Annotated in this window: 23 protein-coding genes, 1 pseudogene and 1 riboswitch; of the genes and pseudogenes, 7 read left to right on the top strand and 17 right to left on the bottom strand. The window is 56.7% G+C overall.

Annotated elements, in window-relative coordinates; translation table 11 throughout:
- Nucleotides 1-16 precede the first annotated feature (16 nt).
- From GOW16_RS19685 to GOW16_RS19640, 10 genes are all read right to left on the bottom strand, one after another.
- Nucleotides 17-454: a nitrate reductase cytochrome c-type subunit gene (locus GOW16_RS19685; RefSeq protein ID WP_170418790.1), complete on the bottom strand. Its 438-nt coding sequence runs from the start codon at nt 452-454 to the stop codon at nt 17-19.
- A 12-nt stretch (nt 455-466) separates the two neighbouring features.
- A complete protein-coding gene (gene napH / locus GOW16_RS19680) occupies nt 467-1,384 on the bottom strand; it encodes a quinol dehydrogenase ferredoxin subunit NapH (RefSeq protein ID WP_170418787.1) in 918 nt (305 codons plus the stop codon).
- Nucleotides 1,381-2,199, bottom strand: a complete 819-nt coding sequence (napG, locus tag GOW16_RS19675; protein ID WP_170418784.1) for a ferredoxin-type protein NapG — start codon at nt 2,197-2,199, stop codon at nt 1,381-1,383. Before napG ends, napH begins: the two co-directional genes overlap by 4 nt.
- Before the next feature lie 27 nt (nt 2,200-2,226).
- Nucleotides 2,227-4,719: a nitrate reductase catalytic subunit NapA gene (gene napA, locus GOW16_RS19670; protein WP_170418781.1), complete on the bottom strand. Its 2,493-nt coding sequence runs from the start codon at nt 4,717-4,719 to the stop codon at nt 2,227-2,229.
- A complete protein-coding gene (locus GOW16_RS19665; protein WP_170418778.1) occupies nt 4,716-5,009 on the bottom strand; it encodes a chaperone NapD in 294 nt (97 codons plus the stop codon). The genes napA and GOW16_RS19665 overlap by 4 nt, the downstream gene beginning before the upstream one ends.
- Nucleotides 5,006-5,512: a ferredoxin-type protein NapF gene (gene napF / locus GOW16_RS19660; RefSeq protein ID WP_254429855.1), complete on the bottom strand. Its 507-nt coding sequence runs from the start codon at nt 5,510-5,512 to the stop codon at nt 5,006-5,008. Before napF ends, GOW16_RS19665 begins: the two co-directional genes overlap by 4 nt.
- Before the next feature lie 160 nt (nt 5,513-5,672).
- Nucleotides 5,673-6,686: a FecCD family ABC transporter permease gene (locus GOW16_RS19655; protein WP_170418770.1), complete on the bottom strand. Its 1,014-nt coding sequence runs from the start codon at nt 6,684-6,686 to the stop codon at nt 5,673-5,675.
- 1 nt (nt 6,687) lies between these two features.
- Nucleotides 6,688-7,638, bottom strand: coding sequence for an ABC transporter substrate-binding protein (locus GOW16_RS19650; protein WP_170418767.1), 951 nt, complete (start codon nt 7,636-7,638; stop codon nt 6,688-6,690).
- A gap of 10 nt (nt 7,639-7,648) precedes the next feature.
- On the bottom strand, nt 7,649-8,434 hold the full coding sequence (locus tag GOW16_RS19645) for an ABC transporter ATP-binding protein (RefSeq protein ID WP_170418764.1): 786 nt from the start codon (nt 8,432-8,434) through the stop codon (nt 7,649-7,651).
- The gene (locus GOW16_RS19640; RefSeq protein WP_170418761.1) at nt 8,431-8,787 is read right to left on the bottom strand and encodes a DUF1636 family protein; all 357 of its coding nucleotides are present in this window, start codon (nt 8,785-8,787) and stop codon (nt 8,431-8,433) included. The genes GOW16_RS19645 and GOW16_RS19640 overlap by 4 nt, the downstream gene beginning before the upstream one ends.
- A 101-nt stretch (nt 8,788-8,888) precedes the next feature.
- A riboswitch (cobalamin riboswitch) is annotated at nt 8,889-9,095 on the bottom strand.
- Between the two features lie 189 nt (nt 9,096-9,284).
- Between GOW16_RS19640 and GOW16_RS19635 the strand changes: the two genes are divergently transcribed.
- Together GOW16_RS19635 and GOW16_RS19630 are read left to right on the top strand one after the other, a co-directional pair.
- Nucleotides 9,285-10,679 (top strand): bifunctional enoyl-CoA hydratase/phosphate acetyltransferase, encoded by a 1,395-nt coding sequence (locus GOW16_RS19635; protein ID WP_170418758.1) that lies wholly within the window; start codon nt 9,285-9,287, stop codon nt 10,677-10,679.
- On the top strand, nt 10,672-11,841 hold the full coding sequence (locus GOW16_RS19630; RefSeq protein ID WP_170418756.1) for an acetate/propionate family kinase: 1,170 nt from the start codon (nt 10,672-10,674) through the stop codon (nt 11,839-11,841). Before GOW16_RS19635 ends, GOW16_RS19630 begins: the two co-directional genes overlap by 8 nt.
- A 3-nt stretch (nt 11,842-11,844) precedes the next feature.
- On the opposite strand, the gene GOW16_RS19625 is transcribed toward GOW16_RS19630, so the two are convergent.
- The 7 genes and pseudogenes from GOW16_RS19625 to GOW16_RS19600 all read right to left on the bottom strand — a co-directional run bounded on the left by GOW16_RS19625 (nt 11,845) and on the right by GOW16_RS19600 (nt 17,796).
- Nucleotides 11,845-12,318, bottom strand: a complete 474-nt coding sequence (locus GOW16_RS19625) for a phage holin family protein (protein WP_170418753.1) — start codon at nt 12,316-12,318, stop codon at nt 11,845-11,847.
- 10 nt (nt 12,319-12,328) lie between these two features.
- A complete protein-coding gene (locus tag GOW16_RS19620; RefSeq protein WP_170418750.1) occupies nt 12,329-12,604 on the bottom strand; it encodes a hypothetical protein in 276 nt (91 codons plus the stop codon).
- A gap of 186 nt (nt 12,605-12,790) precedes the next feature.
- Nucleotides 12,791-13,456 carry a D-lyxose/D-mannose family sugar isomerase gene (locus GOW16_RS19615; RefSeq protein WP_170418747.1) on the bottom strand — a complete coding sequence of 222 codons (666 nt, stop codon included), beginning with the start codon at nt 13,454-13,456 and terminating at the stop codon, nt 12,791-12,793.
- Between the two features lie 17 nt (nt 13,457-13,473).
- On the bottom strand, nt 13,474-14,400 hold the full coding sequence (locus GOW16_RS19610) for a carbohydrate kinase family protein (protein WP_170418744.1): 927 nt from the start codon (nt 14,398-14,400) through the stop codon (nt 13,474-13,476).
- Between the two features lie 37 nt (nt 14,401-14,437).
- Complete coding sequence (locus GOW16_RS22860; RefSeq protein ID WP_254429854.1) at nt 14,438-15,418, bottom strand: glucokinase; 981 nt, start codon at nt 15,416-15,418, stop codon at nt 14,438-14,440.
- Between the two features lie 42 nt (nt 15,419-15,460).
- Nucleotides 15,461-16,762, bottom strand: a pseudogene (locus tag GOW16_RS22855) (GH1 family beta-glucosidase); the annotation flags it as partial.
- Between the two features lie 2 nt (nt 16,763-16,764).
- Nucleotides 16,765-17,796 (bottom strand): LacI family DNA-binding transcriptional regulator, encoded by a 1,032-nt coding sequence (locus tag GOW16_RS19600; RefSeq protein ID WP_170418738.1) that lies wholly within the window; start codon nt 17,794-17,796, stop codon nt 16,765-16,767.
- Nucleotides 17,797-18,009: 213 nt separating this feature from the next.
- Between GOW16_RS19600 and GOW16_RS19595 the strand changes: the two genes are divergently transcribed.
- From GOW16_RS19595 to GOW16_RS19575, 5 genes are all read left to right on the top strand, one after another.
- Complete coding sequence (locus tag GOW16_RS19595) at nt 18,010-19,278, top strand: ABC transporter substrate-binding protein (protein ID WP_170418734.1); 1,269 nt, start codon at nt 18,010-18,012, stop codon at nt 19,276-19,278.
- Nucleotides 19,279-19,344: 66 nt separating this feature from the next.
- Nucleotides 19,345-20,352 carry a carbohydrate ABC transporter permease gene (locus GOW16_RS19590; RefSeq protein WP_170418733.1) on the top strand — a complete coding sequence of 336 codons (1,008 nt, stop codon included), beginning with the start codon at nt 19,345-19,347 and terminating at the stop codon, nt 20,350-20,352.
- Between the two features lie 4 nt (nt 20,353-20,356).
- Nucleotides 20,357-21,505, top strand: coding sequence for a carbohydrate ABC transporter permease (locus GOW16_RS19585; protein WP_170418731.1), 1,149 nt, complete (start codon nt 20,357-20,359; stop codon nt 21,503-21,505).
- A gap of 9 nt (nt 21,506-21,514) precedes the next feature.
- Nucleotides 21,515-23,170, top strand: coding sequence for an alpha-glucosidase (locus GOW16_RS19580; protein ID WP_170418728.1), 1,656 nt, complete (start codon nt 21,515-21,517; stop codon nt 23,168-23,170).
- A 3-nt stretch (nt 23,171-23,173) separates the two neighbouring features.
- Nucleotides 23,174-24,262 (top strand): ABC transporter ATP-binding protein, encoded by a 1,089-nt coding sequence (locus GOW16_RS19575; protein ID WP_170418725.1) that lies wholly within the window; start codon nt 23,174-23,176, stop codon nt 24,260-24,262.
- Nucleotides 24,263-24,576 lie beyond the last annotated feature (314 nt).

Genomic DNA, 24,576 nt, shown 5'->3' with positions numbered 1-24,576 from the left:
TCATTCTTGCGTTGGATTAGTTGCCCGAGGACGGTTGAAAGACGTTGTCAACCAATGGCGGTGCGTCCGCTTGCGGAACGTGACACTGGTTGCAGAAGTAACGGGTGCCTGCGATGTGATCCAACTCGTTGCCGTCGCGATCAAGGTAGTGGGTCATCGACAATGTCGGCGCGTTACGTTCCCCTGCTTTAGTCCAGTCGTGGCAAGACAGGCACTGATTGGTGCGTGTGTCGATCTGGTACTGCTCAACCGAGTGCGGGATCAATGGTGGCTGCTGTCGATAATTTCGCTGCATGCGGCCTTCGACGGTTTTGTGGATCTGATCCAGGGGGATTAGTTCATCCACGTCGGCTCCACGCAGGGATTCAACTTGAGCTGATTGCGCAAGGGCGAACCCACCAAGGAGCACAACGGGGATAAGGGCTAATAAGCCTGTACGGATTGGCTGGTTCATCTTGGCACTCCCTTAGATAGGTCTGGCTGCGCGCGGATCAGGCGCGGAAACTGGATCAAAAGGTGCGGCGACCTCGTCGTCGAACCGGTGAGTAAAATTGAAAACGTTGACTGCGCATACGTCGATGCAACGACCGCAGGTGGTGCAGTCTGGAGACAGGATCAGAGGCGTGGAACCTGGGCTGCCCTTAAGCGCAGGGGATATGACCTGATTTTCAGGGCAAACGGCATAGCAATCCATGCAATCATCGCAAGCTGCACGGTTCGCAGCGCTAACTCGCAACAGGCCTTTTGCGCCAATCAGCCCGTAGAATGCACCAACCGGACAGATGTGACCGCACCAGCCGTGCCGCGAAACAAACAGGTCGAACACGAAGATGGCTATGGTCATGGCCCATACGAACCCGGCGCCGAATATCAGGCTGCGATGCAGCATGGTGATCGGGTTGACCAGCTCCCATGCAATCACGCCTGTTGCGCCCGAGACGATCAGGACAGTGGCCAGTACCCAAAGGCGGGTGCTGCGTTTGGGTTGCCAGCCTTTCGGCATGTCCAAACGTCTGTGCGCCCAGTTGGCTGCATCCGTAACTGGGTTGATCGGACAAACCCATGAACAATAGACACGCCCACCAATCAGAGCGTAGGCGACCAGAACGATCATTCCGCCAATCAGGGCTGTCAGTTCCGGCCAATGCCCGGCGATCATGCTTTGCAACAGGATAAGCGGATCTGTTAGCGGCAGCACGCCCAGTGTCAAAGATCCGGCAAGCGTGCCTTGCACGATCCAGATTCCGAACCAAGGCCCCAATAGGAACACAGCCAGAAAGAGCAATTGGCTTGTGCGGCGCAGCAGCAGGAATTTGTGGGCATGAAACCATCCTTTTTCCTGGATGGCTTCCATTCCGACCGGCATATGCGTACGCGCACTCATTGCCCGACCCCCGGTAAATCGTATGCGGGGGCGAACCCACCCGGTGCGGCGAGGTTGTCGGTGCCCGGTCCGGGCAGTCGGTCTGGCAGGTCGATGAGGCCTTCGACAAGGGGGCCACCCTTGGCCTCTTTCTCTTCCCAGCCTTTGCGGTAGTGATCGGCACTGCCGCCGCGGGCCAAACGCGCAGGCAGAACCTTGATCGCGGCCTCTGGCAGAACACAGCTTTTCTCGCACATGCCGCAGCCTGTGCAGTGGTCCGCATGAACTGTCGGGATGAACATTGCGTGGCGGCCTGAACGTTCATTATGGGCCGTTTCCAGCGTGATCGCCTCATCAATCACCGGACAGACCCGATAACAGACATCGCAGCGCAGGCCGAGGAAGTTCAGACAGTTCTCCTGATCGACAAGGACAGCGACGCCCATTTTAGCATCGTCGATATTATCGAGAGACGGGTCCAATGCTCCAGTGGGGCATGCAGCAACGCATGGGATGTCGTCGCACATTTCGCATGGCACATCCCTTGCTGTGAAATAAGGAGTCCCAGTTGCGACTGCATCCACCCCGAGTTCTGCCAATTTCAGTGTATCGTAGGGGCAGTCTCGCACACACAGACCACAGCGGATGCAAGCGGACAGAAATTCCCTTTCCGGTAATGCGCTGGGGGGGCGTAACGCCTCCGCCGGCAATGCGCGAGCATCGCGCGCCAGCCAGGCCAATAATGACCCGGCAACCACGCAGCCACCCGACGCACGCGCCGCATCCTGCAGGAAGCGACGCCTTTGCGGGGAAAGAGGTTTACCTTCAAAGGGCATGGGGACGACCTTTGCCTCGCTTGTCCGTTACGCGCGCTCGACCTTACAGGCGCATTTCTTGTAGTCGGTCTCCTTCGACAGGGGGCAGGTCGCATCCAGTGTCAGCTTGTTGGTGAGCTGATGCTCGTCGAACCACGGCATGAACACCAATCCACGTGGAACTTTGTTTCGGCCGCGGGTTTCGACCCGGCTGGTGACTTCGCCCCTGCGGGTCGACAGAACAATCTCTTGCCCACGGCGCAGACCGCGATCCTTGGCGTCCTGCGGATGCATGTAGACGACGGCCGACGGAAACGCGCGGTGCAGTTCGGGCACCCGGCGGGTCATCGAGCCCGAGTGCCAGTGTTCCAGCACGCGACCAGTGGACAGCCACAAATCATACTCTTCGTCCGGAACCTCGGCGGCAGGTTCGTAAGGCGCAAAGATGATTTTTGCCTTGCCATCCTTGTGGCCGTAGAATTCCACACCCGCGCCTTCGGACACATAAGGATCATAGCCTTCGCGGAAGCGATAGAGCGTTTCCTTTCCGTCCACGACCGGCCAGCGCATACCGCGCGCCTGATGGTACATCTCGAACGGAGCCAGATCATGCGCGTGGCCGCGCCCGAAATCGGCATATTCTTCGAACAGGCCTTTCTGGACGTAAAAGCCGAAATGTTCGGCATCGTCGTTGTGGAACCCTTCTGCCGTCTCGGACAGCGGGAACTTGTCAACGGTTCCATTGGCATAGAGCACATCGTACATGGTCTTGCCACGATGCTCGGGCATCTTGGCCAGAAGTTCCTCGCCCCAAACCTCTTCGACGGTGAAGCGCTTCGAGAACTCCATCAACTGCCACAGGTCCGATTTCGCCTCACCCGGTGCTTGTACCTGCTGGCGCCAGAACTGGGTACGGCGCTCGGCGTTGCCATAGGCGCCTTCTTTCTCAACCCACATGGCTGTGGGAAGGATCAGGTCCGCCGAAACCGCGGTGACCGTTGGGTAAGGGTCCGAGACTGTGATGAAGTTTTCCGGGTTGCGGTAACCAGGATAGCCTTCTTCGTTGATATTGGGGGCGGCCTGCATGTTGTTGTTGCACTGCACCCAATAAGCGTTCAATTCGCCATCCTTCAGTTTGCGGTGCTGCAACACGGCGTGGAATCCGGGCTTGGGTGGAATGGTGCCTTCGGGAATGTTCCACGCGGTTTCACAGATTTGTCGATGTTCGTCGTTTGCCACGACCATGTCCGCCGGCAAGCGGTGGGCAAATGTGCCGACCTCGCGCGCAGTACCGCAGGCGGACGGCTGACCGGTCAGCGAGAAGGGCGAGTTGCCGGGTTCGGAGATTTTACCCACCAGCAGGTGCACGTTGTACATCAGCGAGTTCACCCACGACCCGCGAGTATGCTGGTTGAAACCCATTGTCCACAGGCTCATCACCTTACGGTTGGGGTCGGCATATTGCTGGGCCAGTTTCTCCAGCTTGTCTGCGGGAACGCCTGACAGTTCAGAGGTGTACTCCAGCGTGTAGGGTTCGACAGCTTTGGCGTACTCTTCGAAGCTGATTGGTTCCATTTTGCCCGAATTCGGGTTTTCAGCTTCCTGCTGCAGCGCGTTGGTATCGCGCAGGCCATAGCCGATGTCAGTGGCGGTTTTGGTGATGTTGACGTGTTTCTTGACGAACTCTTCATTCACCGCGCCATTCTGAATGATGTAGTTGGCGATGTAGTTCAGGATCGCCAGATCAGTCTGCGGTTCAAAAACGATGCCATTGTCGGCCAGCTCGAACGAGCGATGCTCGAAGGTCGACAGCACGTGTACTTCACAGCCCGGCTTGGTCAGGCGGGTATCGGTCAGGCGCGACCACAAGATGGGGTGCATCTCGGCCATGTTTGATCCCCAAAGTACAAATGTATCCGCGTGCTCAAAGTCGTCGTAACAACCCATCGGCTCATCAATGCCGAAGGTGCGCATGAAACCCACAACGGCTGACGCCATGCAGTGCCGTGCATTGGGGTCGATATTGTTCGACCGGAACCCGGCTTTCATCAGTTTGGAGGCCGCATAGCCTTCCCAAACCGTCCATTGACCGGATCCGAACATGCCAACGCTGGTTGGGCCTTTCTTGGCAAGCGCCTCTTTCCATTTTGCGGCCATGACATCGAAGGCTTCGTCCCAGCTTACGGGCTCGAATTCTCCGTTTTTGTCGTATTCGCCATTGGTTTTGCGCAGCAACGGCGTGGTCAGGCGGTCCTTGCCGTACATGATCTTGGACAGGAAATAGCCCTTGATGCAATTCAGCCCTCGGTTCACAGGCGCGTCGGGATCACCTTGTGTTGCGACCACACGGCCTTCTTTGGTGCCGACCAGAACTGAGCAGCCCGTACCGCAGAACCGGCAGGCCGCTTTGTCCCAGCGGATATCCGGTACCCCGGCCTGAGCTTTGGCTTCACCCGCAGCCAGCGGGATACCAGCGGCAGAGGCTGTTGCTGCGGCCGCTGAGGCCTTGAGAAAAGTCCGGCGAGATTCAGAATGTGTCATAGCGTGGGCCTCCGGCTGGTGGATGGGCTTGGGGCATCGGGCTGCGGATGGGCGTCCGCGAGATCCTCGAAATGGTGATAAGTCAGTGTCAGTGAGATAACGCCCGGGATCTGGTGCAGGTCCATGATGACCTCGGACGCAAGACGGGATGGCGTGTCTTCGACAACAACAACAAAACGGCCATCTTCCGTTTGGGCGTGAATTTCGACACCGGGCGTTTCCGTCATCACGTGCGCTGCTGCGCTGGCGTGATCAGGTGCGACATGAGCAAGACAACCGCAGATGTTCATTGTGTGGTTTCCATTTGTGGTTGAGGTGGGCGTTCCAGCGTGATGGCGTCGACGGGACACAAGCTTGGGCAAATCCCGCAGCCATTGCAGGCTTCAAAGTCCAGCGCAGGTTCTGCGCGCCCACCGGTCGTCAGTTTGAATCGGATGGCGTTTTGCTCGCAATTGTCCTGGCAGATGCGGCAACTGACGCCGATCATGGATAAACAATCGTCCGCCTTGAGAGCGGCGCGCCATTGCCAGTCTGGCAGATGGTCAGTCTGTAGCGCCTCGGTCGGGCATATCTGAGCGCATTCGCCGCAGAAAGTGCAGGGATTGTCGGTGGGTTGAAATCGGGGGTACCCGTCGGTCCCGATGATAATAACATCTTCGGGGCAAGTATCTGCGCACTTACCGCATTTACTGCATAGATCAACAAAGCACCGCTCTACAGAGCCTGGTGGCCTGGCGATACTGCCGTCCCCTGGTCTGATTTTGGCGCTGAGAAACGCGCGTCGGCTGGTCATTTGTTGCATTGCATGCGACCTGGCTACACTCGATTCCTAAGATCGAGTGTACCGCATACAGTGATCTGCGGGGTGCTTTTTTGATTTAGGTCATTTTGCTGCTTAAATATTACTCTTTTGGGAAACTTTAATTTTTGAGACGAAGGGCCCCCTTTTTTGATCAGCGCCTGGGCCTTGCGGTTCGGATCAACAACAAAAAGACAAATACAGATCCCAGAGACGTTGTGACAATGCCCACTGGCAGCTCCTGCGGGGCAAGCAACAGGCGGCTGAGGATGTCCGAACCTGTCAGCAAAGCGGCTCCGACAACGGCGGCTGTTGGCACAAGCTGGCTGTGCAAAGGCCCCGCAATGCCGCGCGCGATGTGGGGGACCATCAGGCCGACAAACCCGATCACACCAGCAACGGATACGAATACAGCGGTCGCGAGGGCAGCCACAAAGAACATCCGGAACCGTAACCCCTGAACGGGCACTCCCAACGTGGAAGCCGTCAAATCGCCGGTTAACAGCGCATCAAGCCAGCGGCTTCGATACATCGCATACGCAAGGATCAACACCAAACCGGCGCAGACAAGCGGGAACGTCTCCCACCGGGCAAGACCCAGACCCCCAAGCATCCAGAAGATGACTGAATGGGCCGCGCGGCTGTCGCCCGCAAAAATGAGGTAGTTGGTAATAGCTGAAAACAAGAACGAAACCGCAAGCCCCGCTAGGATCAGTTTCTCTGGCGCGCTTGTGCGCAGACCGTGGACCAGAGCCAACACAATGCCTGATGCGACTAGCCCGCCGAAAAACGCGGCCAGCGGTAGGGTCCAAAAACCCAGCACATCTCCGGTCACCGTTATGACAAAGACTGCCCCTGCAGCCGCGCCAGAGGACAAGCCGAACAGAAACGGGTCTGCCAGATCGTTGCGTGTGGTGGTTTGCAGGACAACACCGACGATGCCCAGCCCGGCACCGATCACGGCGGCGAACAACGCGCGCGGCAATCGCAGGTCAAACACGATGCGGTGCAGCGGGGACATCTCCCCCTCCACCAACCCTGTGCCCAACAGGACACCGGCCAGTGCGTCAGAGGCGGGAATGGACGTGGTTCCGTAGATAGTCGAAGTCAGCAAAAGGGCGGCCAGTACAGCCGCCCCCAGCAGGAGTGTCAGGCCAAGTCGGCCCATATCAGTTCAGACCCGGGTGCATAGCCTTGGCCATTTTCGAGATTGCTTCGATATTTGCCGGTCCGGGTGTCAGTTCTTCGTAGCGCAGACCGATCCAGCGTTCGTTTTTGACGGCATCCGTCTGAGACATTACAGGGTGGTCCTGCAGGAACTTGAATGTGTCCGCTGCGCCATTTCCGGTTTGATAGTCCAGCAGAACCAGAAATTCCGGGTTCGAAGCGGCCACAGCCTCCCACGAGGAACGTCCCCAACTGGTATCCATATCATGGGTGACGTTCTCGCCTCCGGCGGCGGCAATCATCGCGTCGGGAATGGCGAACTTACCGGCTGTAAACGGGGCATCGGCGGGGCCGTCCAGCAGGAAAACGCGGGGCTTCGGCAACTCGGTTGTCTGCGCCTCGATCGCGGCCAGTTCTTCTTTCCAGCCTGAAACCAGTTTTTCGGCATTTTCTTCAACATGCATGACTTTGCCCAGGCGCAGGACGTCATTGAACAACAGGTCCATGCTGGCTTCAGGCCGGTCCTTGTCCAGATGCACGCAGCTTTCCGTCAGGATCATCGTTTTGATGCCAAACGGCGCAAGCGTGTCAGGGGTCACGTCGCCGCCCGGCTTCATGCCATAGTACCAGCCCGCAAAGAACAGATCGGGCTCGACCGCGACCAGATTTTCGACCGTCGGATATTTGGGGGCCAGTTCCGGTATGTCGCCACGCAGAGTGTCAAATTCGGGGCTGGTTTTGTACCAGCCGGTGATGCCGGTCAGGCCAACGATCTTCTCCTGCAAACCCAGCGCAAAGGCCATGTTGGTCATGTTCATGTCGTGGACGACCAGCCGCTCGGGTTGGGTTTCAAAAACCAAAGGTTCACCGCAATTGTCGACGGTGATCTCGTGCGCTGTTGCGGTACTGGCAAGGCCGCTGATAAGTGCCGCGCACCAGAGTGTTTTGCTCATGTTGTTTTTCCTAGTTTGAAGTAGTGGTTCTTCTGATATCCAGTGCCGGGATCACGCGGCCTTCGTGCTGAAAGCTCAGGAAATCGACACCAAACGTTTCACGGACCCTTTCGGGTGTCAGCACCTCGTGCACAAGGCCGAAACCGGTCAGGCGCGTGGATTTCATCAAGGCGACATGGGTGGCAAATTCCGGGATCATGACCAGATCATGGACGATCATAACCACTGTTATGCCAAGCTCCGCCACCAGTGATAGCATGCGTCCCTTTGCGTCTGGGTCCAGATGGTTTGTTGGTTCATCCAGAAACAAAAGCGAAGGATTTTGCGCCAAAGCCCGCGCGATATGGGCTCGCTGACGCTCTCCGCCGGATAACATGCCCATCCGCTTGTCAGCCAGCGCGCCCAGGCCGGTCAGGTTCAGGATGCGATCAAGCTCTGCGGTGTGCTCTTTGGCAGATCGATCGGCGCGGATCGGGATTTGCCCAAGGGCCACATAGTCGCGCAGAAACAGGCGTCCGTCTGGCGACTCCTGCTGACTGACCACGGCGATCGTTCGGGCACGGTCCATGGCCGAAAGATGCCGAAGGCTGCGTCCTTTTACCAGCACGTCGCCCAGTACGATCTCTTCTGCACCGCTCAACAGGTTCAGCAGCGTAGTTTTGCCCGCTCCGTTTGGACCGGCAATTGCCAGGATAGCCCCTTCATCAAGTTCGAAGTCGACATCTTTCAACAAAGCGTCGCCATTCAGGGCGTAGTACTCCAACGCGCGCGCCTCAAGGAATGTTCCGCAGGTCATGCGCTTGTCTCCACTATCAGCCGTGGCAGGCGCGCAAGGGTTTTCTCAAGAAGGGCGGGCGGGCGTTGCGTTGCGTTGGTCCAGCCATCCTCGCTGTCACGGTACTGATGCGCGAAATCGGCAAGGGCGTCCACGTCATGAACCGACTGGATGCCGCCGAAGAGATATTGCGCCTTACCCAAAGCCTGAAACCCAACGGTCGTTGGTCTACCGCAGCCGGCCATGCAGGAGACCTTGCGAATACAAAACGCTGCCGGAAGTTTGCCATCCAGCGTTGCTCGCAATGAGTCCGCCTGGTCAGCGCCTTCGCAGGTCTCGCAAATCAGAAGAAAATGATCAGGACTGTTCGACATGGCACACTCCGCTCGTCTCCAAGCGCGGAAAGGAGGTGCCAATGATGTCATCACGTCTAAGACGTTTCATAAAGCCTCCTTCCAGGACGCCCCGCCCCGGGTTGGTTGAACATTGGATGGTAGGTCTCCTGACTTGCGGGTCGTGGCTTGGCCATCCTTCCCGACCCATTAGGGTCAGTGGATATTTGGCGTCGCTCACCGCTTACAGTTGCGGGGGCAGTCACGGACTTGGGGCCGTTTGGCATCCTCACCGTATTCCCTTTTCATCCCTTGGCGAACCACAGGGAACCATCGTGGGCGATGCTTGCCCGAGATCCAATTTTGGGTCAAGCGATAATCTGTAACCGCCCATGAACAGGGGTCATTTGTCATTCGCCAATAATCTGACTACGCTGCGCCGCAGAAAAGTAAGGAACACGATGAAGTGTCCTGGCTCCTAGGGCCGACTATTCAATTGATGACAAGACGAACGCGCATTCAAAAACAAGCCGGACGAGATGAAAATTCAGGAAAATCGAACTTATTCTCAGTTAAAGGTGGGCGACAAGGCTCAGGTTACACGGCTGTGTACTGTGGACGATTTGTATGCGTTTGCCTCGGCCTCGGGCGACCACAACCCGCTAAATCTGGCGGCCTATGACGGAGATGGGGATGGGTCCCTCGAGGCTGTTGCACCTGCTTTGTGGCCCGCTGGTTTAGTGGCCGCAGTGATAGGAAACATATTGCCGGGGGCTGGTACACAAACACGTCACGCAAACCTGAGTTTCCATGCCCCGGTTTTAGCGGGCGACGAACTGACCGCCTTTGTTTCTGTTACTGAAAAGCGTGAAGATGGCGATCTGCTCTGTTCCGCAGAAGTGCGCCGGGTCGGGGACAACGCATTGATTTTGAAAGGTACCGTACAGGTCACGCCTCCGTCACGGCATATGACCTTCGACTCGGTCGAAGTTCCGGGACTAGTTGTTCAACGGCACCAGCACTTCGATGCTTTGTTGGAAAAGGTACGTCCTCTGGACCCAATGCTCACAGTGATCGTCGCCCCGGAAGAGGCGAATTCGCTGGGCGGGGCATTGCTTGCGTTGGAAAACAACATCATCACTCCGATTTTGGTAGGCGACCCAGCTAAGATTTCTACCGCTGCGGCCCAGCTTGGGGCGGATTTGTCCGGAGTTGAAGTCGTTGAAGCAAAGGGCCACGAAGTGGCTGCCCAACGTGCGGTCGGCTTGGTCGTCGATGGTAAAGCCCGAATGCTGATGAAAGGTCACTTGCATACGGATGTCCTGCTGCGCGCCATTTTGCGTCGGGAAAATGGGCTGAGGACTGGGCGACGGTTGTCGCATGTATTCGTCATGGACGTGCCGGGCATGTCGCGGCCCATCATGGTAACCGATGCGGCGGTGAGCATCGCACCGGACCTCGAAACTAAGGCCGACATCGTTCAGAACGCCATCCATCTTGCGCATTCCATCGGCATCGAGATGCCGAAAGTTGGTGTCTTGTCGGCGGTCGAAACGATCAACCCGCACTTGCCGTCGTCGGTCGATGCGGCTCTGTTGTCGAAGATGGCCGAGCGTGGACAGATCACTGGCGGGCTGGTCGATGGCCCCTTGGCCATGGACAACGCAGTTGATCTGAATGCCGCGCGGACAAAGGGCATCACCTCGCAGGTTGCGGGTGTCGCAGATATTCTGGTTGTTCCGAATATTGAGGCTGGCAACATGGTTGCTAAACAGCTCACATATATCTCTCACGCTGAGGCCGCCGGCATTGTGGTCGGTGCTGCAGTGCCAATTATCCTGACGTCTCGGGCGGATGATGACGCGTCCCGGTTGGCGTCATGCGCCGTTGCGGCGCTGCATGCAATTGCGAATGAAGGCAAAATCCATGGCTGAACATGTTCTGGCGTTGAATGCCGGGTCGTCTTCGTTGAAGTTTGCGCTGTACGAATTGGTCGAGGATCGCCGCCCCAGCATGCGCTGGCGCGGTCAGATCGAGAGGTTGGGGGATGCCCCACGTCTGTTGGCCCAATCGGCGGGGGGGCGGTCGGTCGATCGACAGCTTTCCGGGGCGAAAACCCATGACGAAGCAATCAATGCGTTTCTCGAACTTACCCGCGAATACCTACCGGACATTCAAGTCCGGGCCATCGGTCACCGCGTCGTTCACGGCGGACCGGTTTTTTCCGAACCCGTCGTGGTGGATGATCGCGTATTTGACACGCTAAGCGGGTTTATTCCCTTCGCACCTTTGCACCAACCCTACAGCCTTGCCGGTATCAAGGCTGCCGCTGCGGCTTTTCCTGGTACTACTCAGGTTGCGTGTTTCGATACCGCCTTTCACCGGACACACCCGTGGGTGAATGATACCTTCGCTCTCCCTCAGCGCTTTTACGAGAAGGGTGTGCGCAGATACGGGTTTCACGGGTTGAGTTACGACTACGTCTCGCAAAAGCTGAAGGAAATCGCGCCGGGTCTTTACGATGGCCGTGTGGTCATTGCGCACTTGGGTAATGGCGCGTCGATGTGTGCCGTGTCGGGCGGGAGGGCCGTGGCCTCGACCATGGGGTTTTCGGCGTTGGACGGTTTGCCCATGGGCACCCGCAGCGGGCAACTGGACCCGGGCGTTGTTCTTTACATGATGCAGCAAGAGGGGATGGAGGCCGACGAAATCGCTGAGCTTCTTTATCGAAAGTCCGGCTTGCTGGGACTGTCCGGCATGTCGTCAGACATGCGCACCTTGTTGGCTGCCGACACTCAGGAGGCGCGAAAAGCGATTGATTATTATGTTTTCCGCATCCGCCGGGAACTGGGTGCCTTGTCCGCTGCTTTGGAAGGTATCGATGCTTTGGTCTTTACTGGAGGCATTGGTGAAAACGCCGCCCGTATCCGTCAAATGGTCTGCGAAGGAATGCGGTGGATCGGGATTGAATTGGACCCTAACCGAAATGCGGACAACGGCACAGTTCTGTCGACCGATTTCAGCCGCGTACGCATTCTTGCCATTCCCACGAACGAAGAGATGGTGATCGCGCGCGCTGCCGCCAGATTGGCTTGAGTGTTACTGATCCGGTTTGTTCCGCCTGCGCCGCGCATATCTGAGCAGGACGCCCAGAATTGTGCTAACAACGTCAGGCGACAGCATCCCGATCGGATCCCGTTTGAGACCGACGATCGTGTTGCGTGCCTCGGCAAAGCTGTCCCGAACTTCGTCTTCGATGTCGTGCAGCGCCATATCCCGCAATTCGACGGCTGCCGAGGTATCGCTTTCGGGGGTCATGGAGTTTGCAACCAGCGCGAGGAGCACGGCCAGAACAAGGTTTACCCCAGCCACTATGACCGCCGCCAGCGACTTAGACATCGTCTCGGACAGCCAAAAGAACCCGGCAACGTTCAGCATGATGACCGCAAACCCCACGGCGAACCCGGCAGCGGCATAAAAACCCGAGCGTTTTGCCGCGACGGCTAGTTGCCGTTGTGCAATCAGCCGTTCGGCCCGCAGAATGATCGAAATGTTACGTGAAATGCGGCTCATGGTCAGACTCCTAGCGGGAACGGCCTAGAAGATAGCCAAGCGTAAAAATCCCAAGGGCGAACAGGACCGGCCTTTTGTGAGGAAACTCCTCAAGCTCTGTCATGACCTCTTCCAGTTGCGTTGACCACTCATCCAGACTTTCGACGATTCCGTCCGATATCGATTTGTGTGGATCGGCTTGTTTGTCGCCGTTCGACGCTGAGGCACCTGTTTGCGCACTGGAATGCTCGGCCAACTGCCGCCGCAAATCTGCGACTTCGGCTTCTAACTGTGCTTTGGTTACCATCACTCGGATCCTTCGATGGTCGCGCGACAATGAGTCTTGCGACTTTTTCCTTTGTCCTCGGCCATGTTAATTCGATTTTTTGAATTCGGGAAAGGGTGTTATCCCGATACAGCAAACAGTGCCCGGATTGAATGGGTCTGTGCGTCGACCGGTACACTGTGCGCCACCAAATTCGCTAACCGTTTGTCAATAGTCCGATACGAGCAGGAAATCTGGATCAGCGTCTTCTTCAATCGTTGAAAAGCGCGGGATAGGGTCCTCGAAGACATTATCGGTTCGATCATCGTTCACAGTCGACACTTCACCGATCAGGCAGTCGCCCTGTTCAGCCCAGAAGGCGTGCCATATGCCCGGCATCAGAGTCACGCTCTGACCGGGTTTCAATCTAAGTAATTCACCGGGCTGAATAGTGACAGGGCAGCTGTCGCTTGGAACAGTCACCGGGTTATCCCGGTCAATACCACCGTCCGGGTCCGAGGCATAAATCTCCATGATCAGATCACCGCCGCCCCGGTTGATAATGTCTTCGGCCTTGATGATGTGGCGATGCATAGGGGACAGTTGTTTTTCACGAGAAATCAAAAGTTTCTCTGCATAAAGCATGCCGCGGCCATTGTTTAGATCCTGCACGTCGCCATTGCGAAGTGTAAACAGGAACAGGCCGAGCTCATCAAACCGCCCCTGACCATAATCGGTAATGTCCCACCCAAGGCCGCGATCACGGATGCCCTGCGCCTGCGCGCTGCGCATCTGTTCCGGCGACCAATCGGCGAACGGAGGCAGTACGGCCCCGAACGAGCGGATGAATGCCTCGGCTTCGGATTTGATGTGGTTGATGTCTGATCTTTTCATCTGGGTCCCTCAACGGGTCAAAGTTCATGCGCCCAAGGCGGATTTGCCCCGGCGCGGGAAACGGTGATGGCAGCGACGTCTGCGCCCTTGGCTAACGCCGCTCGCAGATCGTCCACGCCCAGTGTCTGCAGGTTAGCCTTGCTCAATCGGCCGGCACGATGCAACTCGGCCAGAACGCCGGCGTTGAACGTGTCTCCGGCGCCCACAGTATCAACGACTTTGACCGCTTTGACAGGCACAGACGTTTCGGACCCGTTCGCCAGAAATCCCGACGCCCCGTCACTGCCGCGCGTTACGATGACCACCGAAGGACCTGCTTGGAGCAGCAGAGGGACTTTCTCGGCCAGTGTTTCAGGGCCCGGAACGATCCAATCCAGATCCTCATCTGAGACTTTCACGATGTCGGATAGCGCGATCATGCGGTTCAACCGCGTACGATACCGTGTTTGATCCTTGATAAAGCCGGGCCGAATGTTTGGGTCCAGCATGACCGCTCGGTTTGATCCGTGACGCTCCAGCAAGGCTGCGTAGGCGTCCGCGCAGGGCTCACACGCGAGACTGATTCCTCCAAAATACAGGGCGGATACGGCGGGCAGCTGTTTTGGCATGTCCTCGGGAGTCAACATGCGTCCAGCCGAGTTTTCGTCGACAAAGCTATAGGTGGCATGGCCGTCTTTTAGCTGGACAAAGGCCAGTGTCGTCGGGCGGTCCGATTGGATCACATGGCTCGCGTCCACGTGGCTGGCCCGCAGTGCGTCCGTCAGTTGCTGTCCGAACATATCCGACGACAGTCCGGTCAAAAGACCAACAGGTGCCCCCAACCGACCCAGCGCAACAGCCGTGTTGAAGACGGCGCCGCCGGAATGGGGTACGAAACCGCGCGACCCAGAGACGGTCGGCTCGGCGATCATGTCGATCAGGGCTTCACCGCAGCACAGAATCATGCCGTGGTCCTTTCTGCAATGAACTCAGGCGGCCAGTTTACCGCGCGAGCGCACTTTTACAGAAATTGTTAGCGCCAACAATGCCAAATTCATCCTGTTCTGAAACGTAGAGGTTCATTGAGCGACGCAGATCGCTGAACCGGCCACCGGCATTAAAGGCATCCCGGAATTCATCTTTGAACAGCCACCGGTTTTTCTCGGCGACACCACCCACAAGGAAAACACCTCCCGTTGGCATGTAGGCGACGGCCAGGTCGCCCATAATGGCGCCGAGGTGGGCTTTAAACATATGCGCTGTTTTGACTGCAATTTGGTCGGATTCCGCCAGTGCATCCTGCAGGATATTCTTGGCACTGCGCTTCGCCGCATCGGTCTGTCCAGCCGCCATGCCAGCGGCTTGGTACAGGATGGGAAGGCCAGTCCCGCTGAGGAACATTTCTGCTTCGAGCACCAGACTGTCATCAAAGAAGCACTCGGGCGCGATGTGGCGCGCAGCCTTAAAGATTTCGACTTCGTCCTCGTGCCGGGGCGAAAGGCCGACATGGCCACCTTCGCCCGATGCGGTATGGTATCGCCCTTCGGAGTACAACAACGCGCCGACGCCAAGGCCAGTACCTGGGCCTACCACCAATCGCGTTCCAGTTGGTGGTGTATCTGCCCCTTGCAAGACCTCAACATGGTCGCCGGTGATTTCAGCGACTGACCAAGCCGCAGCGGTGAAGTCATTGATAACGAAAGTATGTTGCGCGCCGGTTGCTGTGCCGATGTCGCTCTCGGACAGGTCCAGATGCGCATTTGTCAGGCGGATTGTCCCATCTTTGACGGGTCCGGCACCGGCCGCAACGACGGCGCGTGGATCGGTGCCAATCTCATCCCGCAGGCTGTGAAACGCATCCAGAAGCTCTGGCAACGACCCGGTTGGGTGTTTGCGAAGGTCAGTCAGCTCTCCGTTCGAAATGACACCCAGTCGTGTGTTTGTGCCGCCGATATCCGCAACAAGATTCCAATGCTCGTGCATGGTTCCGGCAGGTTGAGCCATTGGCAGGGAAACAGACCCACCGGACAACGCGGATTTCAACGCCTTGTAAGAGGCTTTGGGCGTCCGTTTGAGCGTGTCGAAATCGACATCAACCAACCCGAACCGTTTTTCATAACCAAAGGACCATTCGTAATTGTCCAGCAGAGACCAGATGAAGTAGCCTTTGACCGGAACGCCTTCGTCCAGCGCATTTTGAACGGCACCAAGGTGCTGGTTGAGGTAGTCAATGCGGTCATCATCCTGTTGACGTTCGGGGCTGGCCATGCCGTTTTCGGTTACATAGATCGGCAGATCACCTGTGTAATCGCGCATCGTCCGTGTAACGAAGCGGGTCAGGGCGTCGGGCTCGATCTCCCACCCCATCTGGGTTTTGGGCAGCGGTCCGGGAACTTCTTTCAGGCTTGGCCAGGACGTATCAGCAGGCGCGATTAGTTTACGGGTGTAATAGTTCAAGCCGCACCAATCGACAGGCGTGCCGATGGTTTCAAAGTCGTTCTCCCAGCCAGAAGGAAGGTGAGGCTCCAACCCGTCCAGCACGTTTTGCGGATAGGATTTGTTGAAAACGGCGCTTAGGAAAAACCGGTTGTATATCCCGTCATAAAGGTCCGCAGCCTTGCCCGCATCAGGGCTGTCATCGGCGGGCTCGGCCCATTCCAGATTGAACACAGCGCCCAGGTTGGACATCCCCAACCCGCGCATCGCCTCGATTGCGCAACCATGAGCCAGCAGAACATGGTGCATCGCGCGAGCCGTGGCGCGGATGTCGCGCATTCCGGGCGCGTGATGTCCTTCGAAATGGCTCAGCCAGCTGACACACCACGGCTCATTGATTGGGGCGACGTTGTACATACGGTCGCCGATGCGGCCCATGATGACCTCGGTGAAATCGGCAAACCAGCTTGCGATATCCCTGTTGCGCCAGCCGCCCAGATCAGCAAGCGGAGAAGGCAACTCCCAATGATAAAGGGTCGCACAGGGCCGAATGCCGCGTTCCAAAAGGGCGTCGGCGAGCCGGTCGTAATAGTCGAGGCCTGCCTGATTAACGGGACCACGTCCTTCAGGCAAAACGCGCGCCCAGCTAGTCGAGAATCGGTAGCAATCAAAACCTGCATCCCGCACCAAGTCGAAGTCCTGTGGAAAACGGTTCAGGTGGTCACAGGCCAGATCTCCATTTTCGTTTCGCACCACGTTTCCGGGTGAAGCCGCAAAACTATCCCAATGGGTTTTCCCCGCGCCACCCTGAGCGTGTCCTTCTATTTGATAAGCCGAGGTTGCGACACCAAAGAGGAAGTCTTTGGGGAAGTCCGAACGAGTATATTTCATTTTCAGAACCTGTTGGGAGCGGGGCCGGTCGAGCCGCCAACTACCAGCTCAGCCTCCAGCAATCTAGTTTTAACCGGATCTTCCGGAGATTTGATGCGTTCGATCAGCATTTCCGCTGCCATTTCTCCGGCTTGACGCACAGATGACCGCGTGGCCGTGAAAATTGGCACATCCTGACCGTTCTTCAGGTAAGATAGGTCGTCGTCATGGGCGATGACCGAAACGTCTTTGCCCATCTTCAATCCCGCTTCGTTAAGCGCACGGCGCACTCCGATAGCGGATATCATAGAGGCGGTCAGGATTGCCGTCGGAGGGTCATCCAGACGCAGCATATCGCGTGTTTCATGGTGGCCATAGACTTCGGTCATCTCGGCGCTGCGCATCAAATCGGGATCGGGTGAGAGGCCTGCGTTGCGAAGCGCCTCAAGATACCCGTCGCGGCGACGTTGAGCGAAATCCATATCCTCAAGCCCGTTGATCAGGGCAATCCTGCGATGCCCAAGGTCGATCAAAAACCGTGTGGCGCGCAGGAATGAGCTTTTGTTGTTTACGTCGATCCAGTCATAAGGCACGTCAACCCCGGTTGATCTGCCATGTACTATGAATGGCACTCCCATTCGATTCAGGACCTCAATTCGGTGTTCATTGACCTTGGGGCCTTGCAAAACAATGCCATCAACCGCGCCGCGCTGAAAAAGACTGCGATAAGCTTCTTCAATCGAAGTGTCATCCGCATTGGTGAACATCATGTCATATCCATGATCCGAATACTTGCGTGCCGCACCGGCAACAAAGTCGCCAAAGATTGGGTTGACCATTTCATGCTGGGACGAGCTGGGAATCACATGCCCAATCACCATCGACCGTCCGGTTGCTAATCCCTTGGCTCGGCTGTTGGGACGATAGCCGTGCTTGGCAGCAGCGGCCTGGACGCGCAGGCGCGTATCCTCGTTCACCTCAGGGTATCCGTTCAGCGCGCGGCTGACCGTAGTTTGAGATAATCCAAGGATTTCTGAGAGCTGCTTTAGATTCATGTCTTTTCAAAGCGCCTTCAAATTTTGTCATTCCCAGGTTTCGGACGCTTCGTCGCCCGACCGTCGCAGTTTGCTGACACTGCTCTAAATATTAATAATAGCGGCGCCAGTAAACAGATTATTGACAAAAATTGAATGTTAGCGGATAAAGTGCATCATTCAAAGCGCTTTGAAAAAGTCTCAAAGGCGCGCGCAAAGTTGGGAGGAAGCTTCATGAAACACTCGCTTTATGCAGGCGCGGCCACGTTCGCCCTCATGGCGGGCGCGGCACATGCCGACAAGGTCACCGTGTTCGGCCCATGGTTGGGGCCTGATCAGGAAAATGTTGAAAAGGTCCTGGACGGCTTTGCCGCAGCGACCGGGCATGAGTACACCTACGTCGGCTCGGACAGCTTTGAGCAGCAGATCAGAATTGATGCCGAAGCCGGATCAGCGCCAAATGTTGCGGTGTTTCCTCAACCTGGCTTGGCGGCGGACATGGCCAAGGCAGGTTTTCTGACTCCGTTGAGCGAAGGAACCGCGGATTGGATTCGTGACAACTATGCCGCGGGCCAGTCCTGGGTTGATTTGGGAACCTATGAGGGTCCGGACGGGCAGGATCATCTTTATGGCTTCTTCTACAAGGTCGACGTGAAGTCGCTGGTTTGGTTCGTGCCGGAAAACTTCGAAGACGCCGGTTATGAGATCCCGACCACGATGGAAGAGCTAAAGACGCTGACCGATCAGATCGTCGCCGATGGCGAAACGCCATGGTGCATCGGCCTGGGATCCGGCGGCGCAACCGGCTGGCCCGCGACCGATTGGGTCGAGGATATGATGCTGCGTACACTGCCGCCCGAGGATTACGATGCCTGGGTCGCCAACGAATTGAAGTTTAACGATCCAAAGGTTGTTGCCGCGATTGAAGAATTCGGTGCGTTTGCGCGCAACGATGATTATGTGGCCGGTGGAGCCGGTGCGGTTGCAACGACTGATTTCCGCGACAGCCCGAAGGGCATGTTCAGCTCGCCTCCACAGTGCTACATGCACCGTCAGGCTTCATTCATTCCGGCTTTCTTCCCTGAAGGCACGGTTGTGGGCGAAGATGCTGACTTCTTCTACTTCCCGGCCTATGAGGGCAAGGATCTCGGCAGCCCGGTCCTTGGGGCCGGCACAGTCTGGGCGATCACCAATGACAGCCCGGGCGCGCATGCGCTGATGAAATACCTCGAGACACCCGAGGCGCACGAAGCCTGGATGGCTCTGACCGGGTTCCTGACGCCGCACAAAGGCGTCGATACCTCGGTCTTCTCAGACCCAACGCTGAAGAAGATGAACGACATTCTTCTGGGGGCCACCACCTTCCGGTTTGACGGTTCCGACCTGATGCCGGGCGGCGTGGGTGCAGGCACCTTCTGGACTGGAATGGTCGACTATACGGGCGGAACTCCTGCCCAGGATGTCGCCGACGAAATCCAGTCCTCGTGGGACGCGCTGGACTAAAGCGTCTGAGATAGGGCAATCCGCACAGCCGGGTTGCCCGAACCTACCGTCGCAAGGGAGAGCGGCATGCATCCGGCATTTCAAGGCCTGCTGACCATCGCCATCGGCGTGTCAGGTTGTGTGGGCTATTTCTATCTATCCAATCAGTTTCTGGACAGAGTTCTGTTCCCGCCTCGGGGGCCGAATGCTGGCCGCAACATCAACCGCGCGAACATGATCCGGCCTTGGTTGTTCCTGTTTCCAGCACTTGCCGCTTTGGGCCTGTATCTGGCCTATCCGGTCGTCGAAACCCTACGCCTGTCGCTGACGGATCGCGTTCCCGGCGGTGGCTACAAGTGGGTCGGGCTGGATAACTATATCCAGATGGCCAAGGAGCCCAAGTTTTGGGAAGCGATGCGCAACAACATGTTCTGGCTGATCATTGTGCCTGCAATGTCGACGGCGTTTGGCCTGTTGGTGGCGCAGCTGACCGACCGCATTCGTTGGGGGAATCTGGCCAAGTCGCTGATCTTTATGCCTATGGCGATCTCGTTCGTGGGGGCATCGGTTATCTGGAAGCTGGTCTATGACACCCGTCCGGCCGAGCAAGACCAGATTGGAATGCTGAACGCGCTCTATATTTTCTTTGGCGGGACCGAGCCACAGACGTGGCTGACGATACCGTTCTGGAACAGCTTTTTGCTGATGGTTGTCCTGATCTGGATTCAAACTGGTTTTGCCATGGTCATCCTGTCAGCCGCCCTGCGTGGTATCCCCGAAGAAACGATCGAGGCCGCAATTTTGGATGGCGCTAACCCGTTTCAGATCTTTTTTCGGATCAAGGTACCGCAGATCAAAACCACCATCCTTGTCGTCTGGACCACCATCACAATCACCGTGCTCAAGGTCTTCGACATCGTTTTTGCCATGACCAATGGCCAGTGGGAGACGCAGGTTTTGGCCAACTACATGTATGACAAGCTATTTCGGGCGAACGATTGGGGCGTGGGTTCGGCGTCGGCCATGGTGATCATGCTCTTGGTGGCTCCGATCCTTGTTTGGAACGTGCGCAACGCGCGGAAAGAGATGGAATAGGGTCATGAGCGATATTGCAGGAACCAAACCCGCCCTTCGCTGGGTCGTCCATGCCTCGGTCATCTTTTTGGTGGTGCTGTGGGTTGTGCCGACTCTGGGTCTTTTGATCTCGTCCTTCCGGACAACGGATCAAATCGCAACCAGCGGCTGGTGGCGGTCGCTGTTTCCGTCCGAGCAGAACCTGACACTGCGTAGCGCTGCCCCGGAAACCCAAGTTCTGGAAAACGGGATGTACGTGATCGAAGGCAATCTGTTTGACGGAGGAACTAAAGCGACAATCTCAAAATGGGGGATCAGCTCTCGTGCGGTTGATGCCTTTGCTCCGGGAGATACAGCAGAGTTGCGGAAGGGTGGAACAATCACGGTAGAATCCGCGGGAAACTACCGGATGGAGAACCCGGAAGAGTTCACTGGCAGCCGTGGGTCGCGGGTTTTTGTGACAGCGGAACTGCCACCTGAGTTTACCTTGGACAATTATCACAAGGTTCTTCTGGCGGAGGATAGTACCGACAGTATGGGGCGCGCGTTTTTCAACACGCTGACCGTGACGATTCCAGCAACCATCATTCCAATTCTCGTGGCAGCTTTTGCGGCTTACGCGCTGGCCTGGATGGATTTCCCCGGGCGCGCGTTGCTTATTGCGGCTGTCGTTGGCCTGTTGGTTGTCCCACTGCAGCTGGCCCTGATCCCGTTACTTAAATTCCACCTGAATATCGGCATTGGCAAAGGGTATCTGGGGGTCTGGATGGCGCATACCGGCTTCGGGATGCCGCTGGCGATCTACCTGTTGCGCAACTACATGGCGGGTCTGCCCCGCGACCTGATTGAAAACGCACGGGTCGATGGCGCGACCGAGTTTCAGATTTTTACCAAACTGATCTTGCCACTCAGTTTTCCTGCGTTGGCGTCATTCGCGATTTTCCAGTTCCTCTGGACATGGAATGACCTGCTGGTTGCCAAAGTGTTCCTAATCGATGCATCCGGCCAAACCACAGTCATGACCAACCGTATCGTCGAACTTTTGGGCACACGCGGTGGCAATTGGGAAATCCTTGCCACAGCGGCCTTTGTTTCGATCATCGTCCCGTTGATCGTCTTTTTCGCAATGCAAAAATACCTGGTCCGCGGTCTGTTGGCCGGGTCCGTTAAGTAGAGGCGTCTGATGAACGTGCAGAACACCGTGAAACTTGAAACAGCAACCAAAGCATCTGCCGACTGGTGGCGGGGCGGAGTGATTTATCAGATCTACCCGCGCAGCTTTCAGGATAGCAACGGCGACGGGATTGGAGATCTTAAAGGGATCACTCAGCGGCTGGGTTATATCGCGTCGCTTGGCGTCGATGCCATCTGGATCTCGCCCTTCTTCAAATCACCGATGAAAGACTTCGGATACGACGTCAGCGACTATCGTGATGTCGATCCCATGTTCGGCACGATGGAAGATTTCAAAGGCCTATTGGAGCAGGCACATTCAATCGGTCTGAAGGTAATGATTGACCTTGTGTTGTCACACACGTCGGATCAGCATCCTTGGTTCAAGGAAAGCCGCTCTACTCGTGAGAATGCCAAGTCTGACTGGTACGTTTGGGCTGACCCAAAGCCTGACGGAACGCCACCAAACAATTGGCTGTCCATCTTTGGTGGTTCCGCGTGGCAATGGGATTCCCGGCGTCTGCAGTATTACCTGCACAACTTTTTGACGTCCCAACCGGACCTGAACTTCCATTGCCCAGACGTGCAGGATGCATTGCTGGACGTTGCGCGGTTCTGGCTGGACACGGGTGTGGATGGTTTTCGCCTGGACACGATCAATTTCTACTTTCACGACAAACAACTGCGCGACAATCCCGGCCTGCCGATGGATGAGCGTAACGCATCGATTGCGCCGATGGTGAATCCTTACAACCATCAGGATCACCTCTATTCGAAAAGCCAGCCTGAAAACCTCGCGTTCCTTGAACGTTTGCGTGCGCTGACGGACGAATACGAAGGTCGCGCTTGTCTGGGTGAGGTCGGCGATGCGCAACGTGGTCTTGAGATCATGGGGGAATACACCAGCGGCGATAAACGCATGCATATGTGCTATGCCTTTGAGTTTCTCGAAAAACGCGCTTTGACTGCTACTTACGCCAAGCAAGTGTTTGATCAGTTGGAAATGAAGGCTGGCGATGCATGGCCATGCTGGGCATTCTCGAACCACGATGTCCAGCGCCACGCGACACGGTGGGCGCTGGACGATGCGGCCATCCGTCAGCACGCGGTGCTGATGATGTGCCTCCGCGGATCGGCTTGCCTGTATCAGGGCGAAGAACTCGGTCTGCCCGAGGCAGACGTGCCATTTGAACATCTACAAGACCCTTACGGCATAGAATTCTGGCCGGAATTCAAGGGCCGCGATGGTTGTCGTACCCCGATGGTATGGACCGCGCAGGACGAACAGTCGGGTTTCAGTACCGGTGCCCCTTGGTTGCCCGTCAGCCAATCTCAGGCCGAGCGTGCCGTAGACCGATTGGAGCAAGAGCCAAATTCGATGCTACACCACTATCGCCGAGCGATCGCGCTGCGCCATGCGCATTCCGCATTGATGTCCGGTCGGCAGCGCGAGATGGCTCAGTCTGGGTCAATTCTGACGTTCCTCCGCGAGGACGGCACCGAGCAGATCTTCTGCGCATTCAATCTGGGCGATGACACTGCTGATGTAACTTTGCCCGAAGGTAACTGGCAGGCAATCGGGCAGGAGTTGGGCGGCGTCGAGGGTGCCGGGACAATGGCCCTCGGCGCTGGCCAATTCTGCATAATGCTGCGTGAAAAGGAGTAAGCCATGTCTGAACTCAATCTCACGGACGTGGCAAAGACCTATGGCAACGTCGATGTGCTCAAGAACATCAATCTGGATATTGAACGCGGCGAACTGATTGTCTTTGTTGGACCTTCTGGCTGTGGCAAGTCCACATTGCTGCGTATGATTGCGGGGCTCGAGAAAATCTCGGGCGGGACACTTGAGATCGAAGGCCAGGTGATGAACGACGTGCCACCCGCGCAACGGGGTATTGCAATGGTTTTCCAAAGCTATGCCCTGTATCCACACATGACTGTGCGCGAGAATATGGCTTTTGCGTTGAAGATTGCCAAAATGCCGTCGGCCGAGGTTGACGCCGCTGTTGAGCGCGCCGCCCGTATCCTGCAGCTGGAGCCGTTTCTGGACCGGCTTCCCAAGGCCCTATCCGGTGGTCAGCGGCAGAGGGTTGCAATCGGCCGGGCGATCGTGCGCGATCCCAAGGTCTATCTGTTCGATGAACCGCTTTCCAATCTTGACGCGGCGCTGCGCGTTGCAACCCGTATCGAAATCGCGCGTCTGAAAGAGGCAATGCCCGACAGCACGATGGTCTACGTCACGCACGATCAGGTCGAGGCGATGACCCTGGCCAGTAGGATCGTCGTCCTGGCCAACAAGGGGATCGCGCAGGTCGGTACGCCGCTTGAACTGTATGAAACACCCGACAATGAGTTTGTTGCGCAATTCATTGGCTCGCCTGCAATGAACCTTCTGCCGGGGATCGTTACGCAAACTGGCGAGCAAACCGTCATTAAGCTGGATGGTGGGGGTACCGCAGTGTCCAGCATCCCGACAGGTGCGGGCGATGAAGGCAAACAGGTGAATATCGGTGTGCGCCCCGAAGATCTTTATTCAGTTGAAAGCAATCCGATTATGGAAGGGATTGTGGACTTTACCGAAGCACTTGGCGAAGTCACGCTGCTGTATTTTGCCGCTAAAGACGGTGAAGATGCCACAATCGCAAAACTGCCGGGGGTTCAAAGAAACATGCGGGGGCAAACCGTTGCCGTTTCAGCGGATCCGGACAAGGTTCACCTGTTTCACCAAGGTCTGTCTATGAGGAAACAACACTAGCCCGCACCCATTGAAACAAAAGGTGCTGAATAAATTGGGGATGCACTACGACCTGCTGTTCATAACTTTGCCGCGCCTGGGTGCGGATTGGCGGGTGTTTGCGCTCTGAACGTTCGTCGGATCTCGGTTTCAAAAGGTGCGCAGAGTCACGTTTCCTTATTTTTTGAATTTAGACCTGAAATCCATTCCTTGACCTGTCGAATATCTGCGTCAGCTCCTTGCGAGGTGGTGCCAATATCAGCGATTTTAGTCTCATAATGTCACTATAAATCAAATCGATAACTACCCGTAGTCGCTGGATTAAATTGCGATCA

Origin of the sequence: Ruegeria atlantica (assembly GCF_013033965.1) — a bacterium.
Taxonomy (GTDB): Bacteria; Pseudomonadota; Alphaproteobacteria; order Rhodobacterales; family Rhodobacteraceae; genus Ruegeria; species Ruegeria atlantica_D.
The sequence above is the reverse complement of the archived record's forward strand: the minus strand, read 5'-3'. Positions and strand labels throughout refer to the sequence as shown.

Excerpts from the sequence above, each read along its gene's own strand:
- GOW16_RS19640 (WP_170418761.1), bottom strand. The coding sequence starts at position 8,787 with ATGTCGAACAGTCCTGATCATTTTCTTCTGATTTGCGAGACCTGCGAA.
- GOW16_RS19585 (WP_170418731.1), top strand. The coding sequence starts at position 20,357 with ATGAGCGATATTGCAGGAACCAAACCCGCCCTTCGCTGGGTCGTCCAT.
- GOW16_RS19610 (WP_170418744.1), bottom strand. The coding sequence starts at position 14,400 with ATGATTCTGTGCTGCGGTGAAGCCCTGATCGACATGATCGCCGAGCCG.
- GOW16_RS19620 (WP_170418750.1), bottom strand. The coding sequence starts at position 12,604 with ATGGTAACCAAAGCACAGTTAGAAGCCGAAGTCGCAGATTTGCGGCGG.
- napA (WP_170418781.1), bottom strand. The coding sequence starts at position 4,719 with ATGACACATTCTGAATCTCGCCGGACTTTTCTCAAGGCCTCAGCGGCC.
- GOW16_RS19625 (WP_170418753.1), bottom strand. The coding sequence starts at position 12,318 with ATGAGCCGCATTTCACGTAACATTTCGATCATTCTGCGGGCCGAACGG.
- napF (WP_254429855.1), bottom strand. The coding sequence starts at position 5,512 with ATGACCAGCCGACGCGCGTTTCTCAGCGCCAAAATCAGACCAGGGGAC.
- GOW16_RS19590 (WP_170418733.1), top strand. The coding sequence starts at position 19,345 with ATGCATCCGGCATTTCAAGGCCTGCTGACCATCGCCATCGGCGTGTCA.
- GOW16_RS22860 (WP_254429854.1), bottom strand. The coding sequence starts at position 15,418 with ATGCACGAGCATTGGAATCTTGTTGCGGATATCGGCGGCACAAACACA.
- GOW16_RS19645 (WP_170418764.1), bottom strand. The coding sequence starts at position 8,434 with ATGACCTGCGGAACATTCCTTGAGGCGCGCGCGTTGGAGTACTACGCC.
- GOW16_RS19575 (WP_170418725.1), top strand. The coding sequence starts at position 23,174 with ATGTCTGAACTCAATCTCACGGACGTGGCAAAGACCTATGGCAACGTC.
- GOW16_RS19580 (WP_170418728.1), top strand. The coding sequence starts at position 21,515 with ATGAACGTGCAGAACACCGTGAAACTTGAAACAGCAACCAAAGCATCT.
- napH (WP_170418787.1), bottom strand. The coding sequence starts at position 1,384 with ATGAGTGCGCGTACGCATATGCCGGTCGGAATGGAAGCCATCCAGGAA.
- GOW16_RS19655 (WP_170418770.1), bottom strand. The coding sequence starts at position 6,686 with ATGGGCCGACTTGGCCTGACACTCCTGCTGGGGGCGGCTGTACTGGCC.
- GOW16_RS19685 (WP_170418790.1), bottom strand. The coding sequence starts at position 454 with ATGAACCAGCCAATCCGTACAGGCTTATTAGCCCTTATCCCCGTTGTG.
- GOW16_RS19650 (WP_170418767.1), bottom strand. The coding sequence starts at position 7,638 with ATGAGCAAAACACTCTGGTGCGCGGCACTTATCAGCGGCCTTGCCAGT.
- GOW16_RS19635 (WP_170418758.1), top strand. The coding sequence starts at position 9,285 with ATGAAAATTCAGGAAAATCGAACTTATTCTCAGTTAAAGGTGGGCGAC.
- GOW16_RS19600 (WP_170418738.1), bottom strand. The coding sequence starts at position 17,796 with ATGAATCTAAAGCAGCTCTCAGAAATCCTTGGATTATCTCAAACTACG.
- GOW16_RS19615 (WP_170418747.1), bottom strand. The coding sequence starts at position 13,456 with ATGAAAAGATCAGACATCAACCACATCAAATCCGAAGCCGAGGCATTC.
- napG (WP_170418784.1), bottom strand. The coding sequence starts at position 2,199 with ATGCCCTTTGAAGGTAAACCTCTTTCCCCGCAAAGGCGTCGCTTCCTG.
- GOW16_RS19595 (WP_170418734.1), top strand. The coding sequence starts at position 18,010 with ATGAAACACTCGCTTTATGCAGGCGCGGCCACGTTCGCCCTCATGGCG.
- GOW16_RS19630 (WP_170418756.1), top strand. The coding sequence starts at position 10,672 with ATGGCTGAACATGTTCTGGCGTTGAATGCCGGGTCGTCTTCGTTGAAG.
- GOW16_RS19665 (WP_170418778.1), bottom strand. The coding sequence starts at position 5,009 with ATGAACATCTGCGGTTGTCTTGCTCATGTCGCACCTGATCACGCCAGC.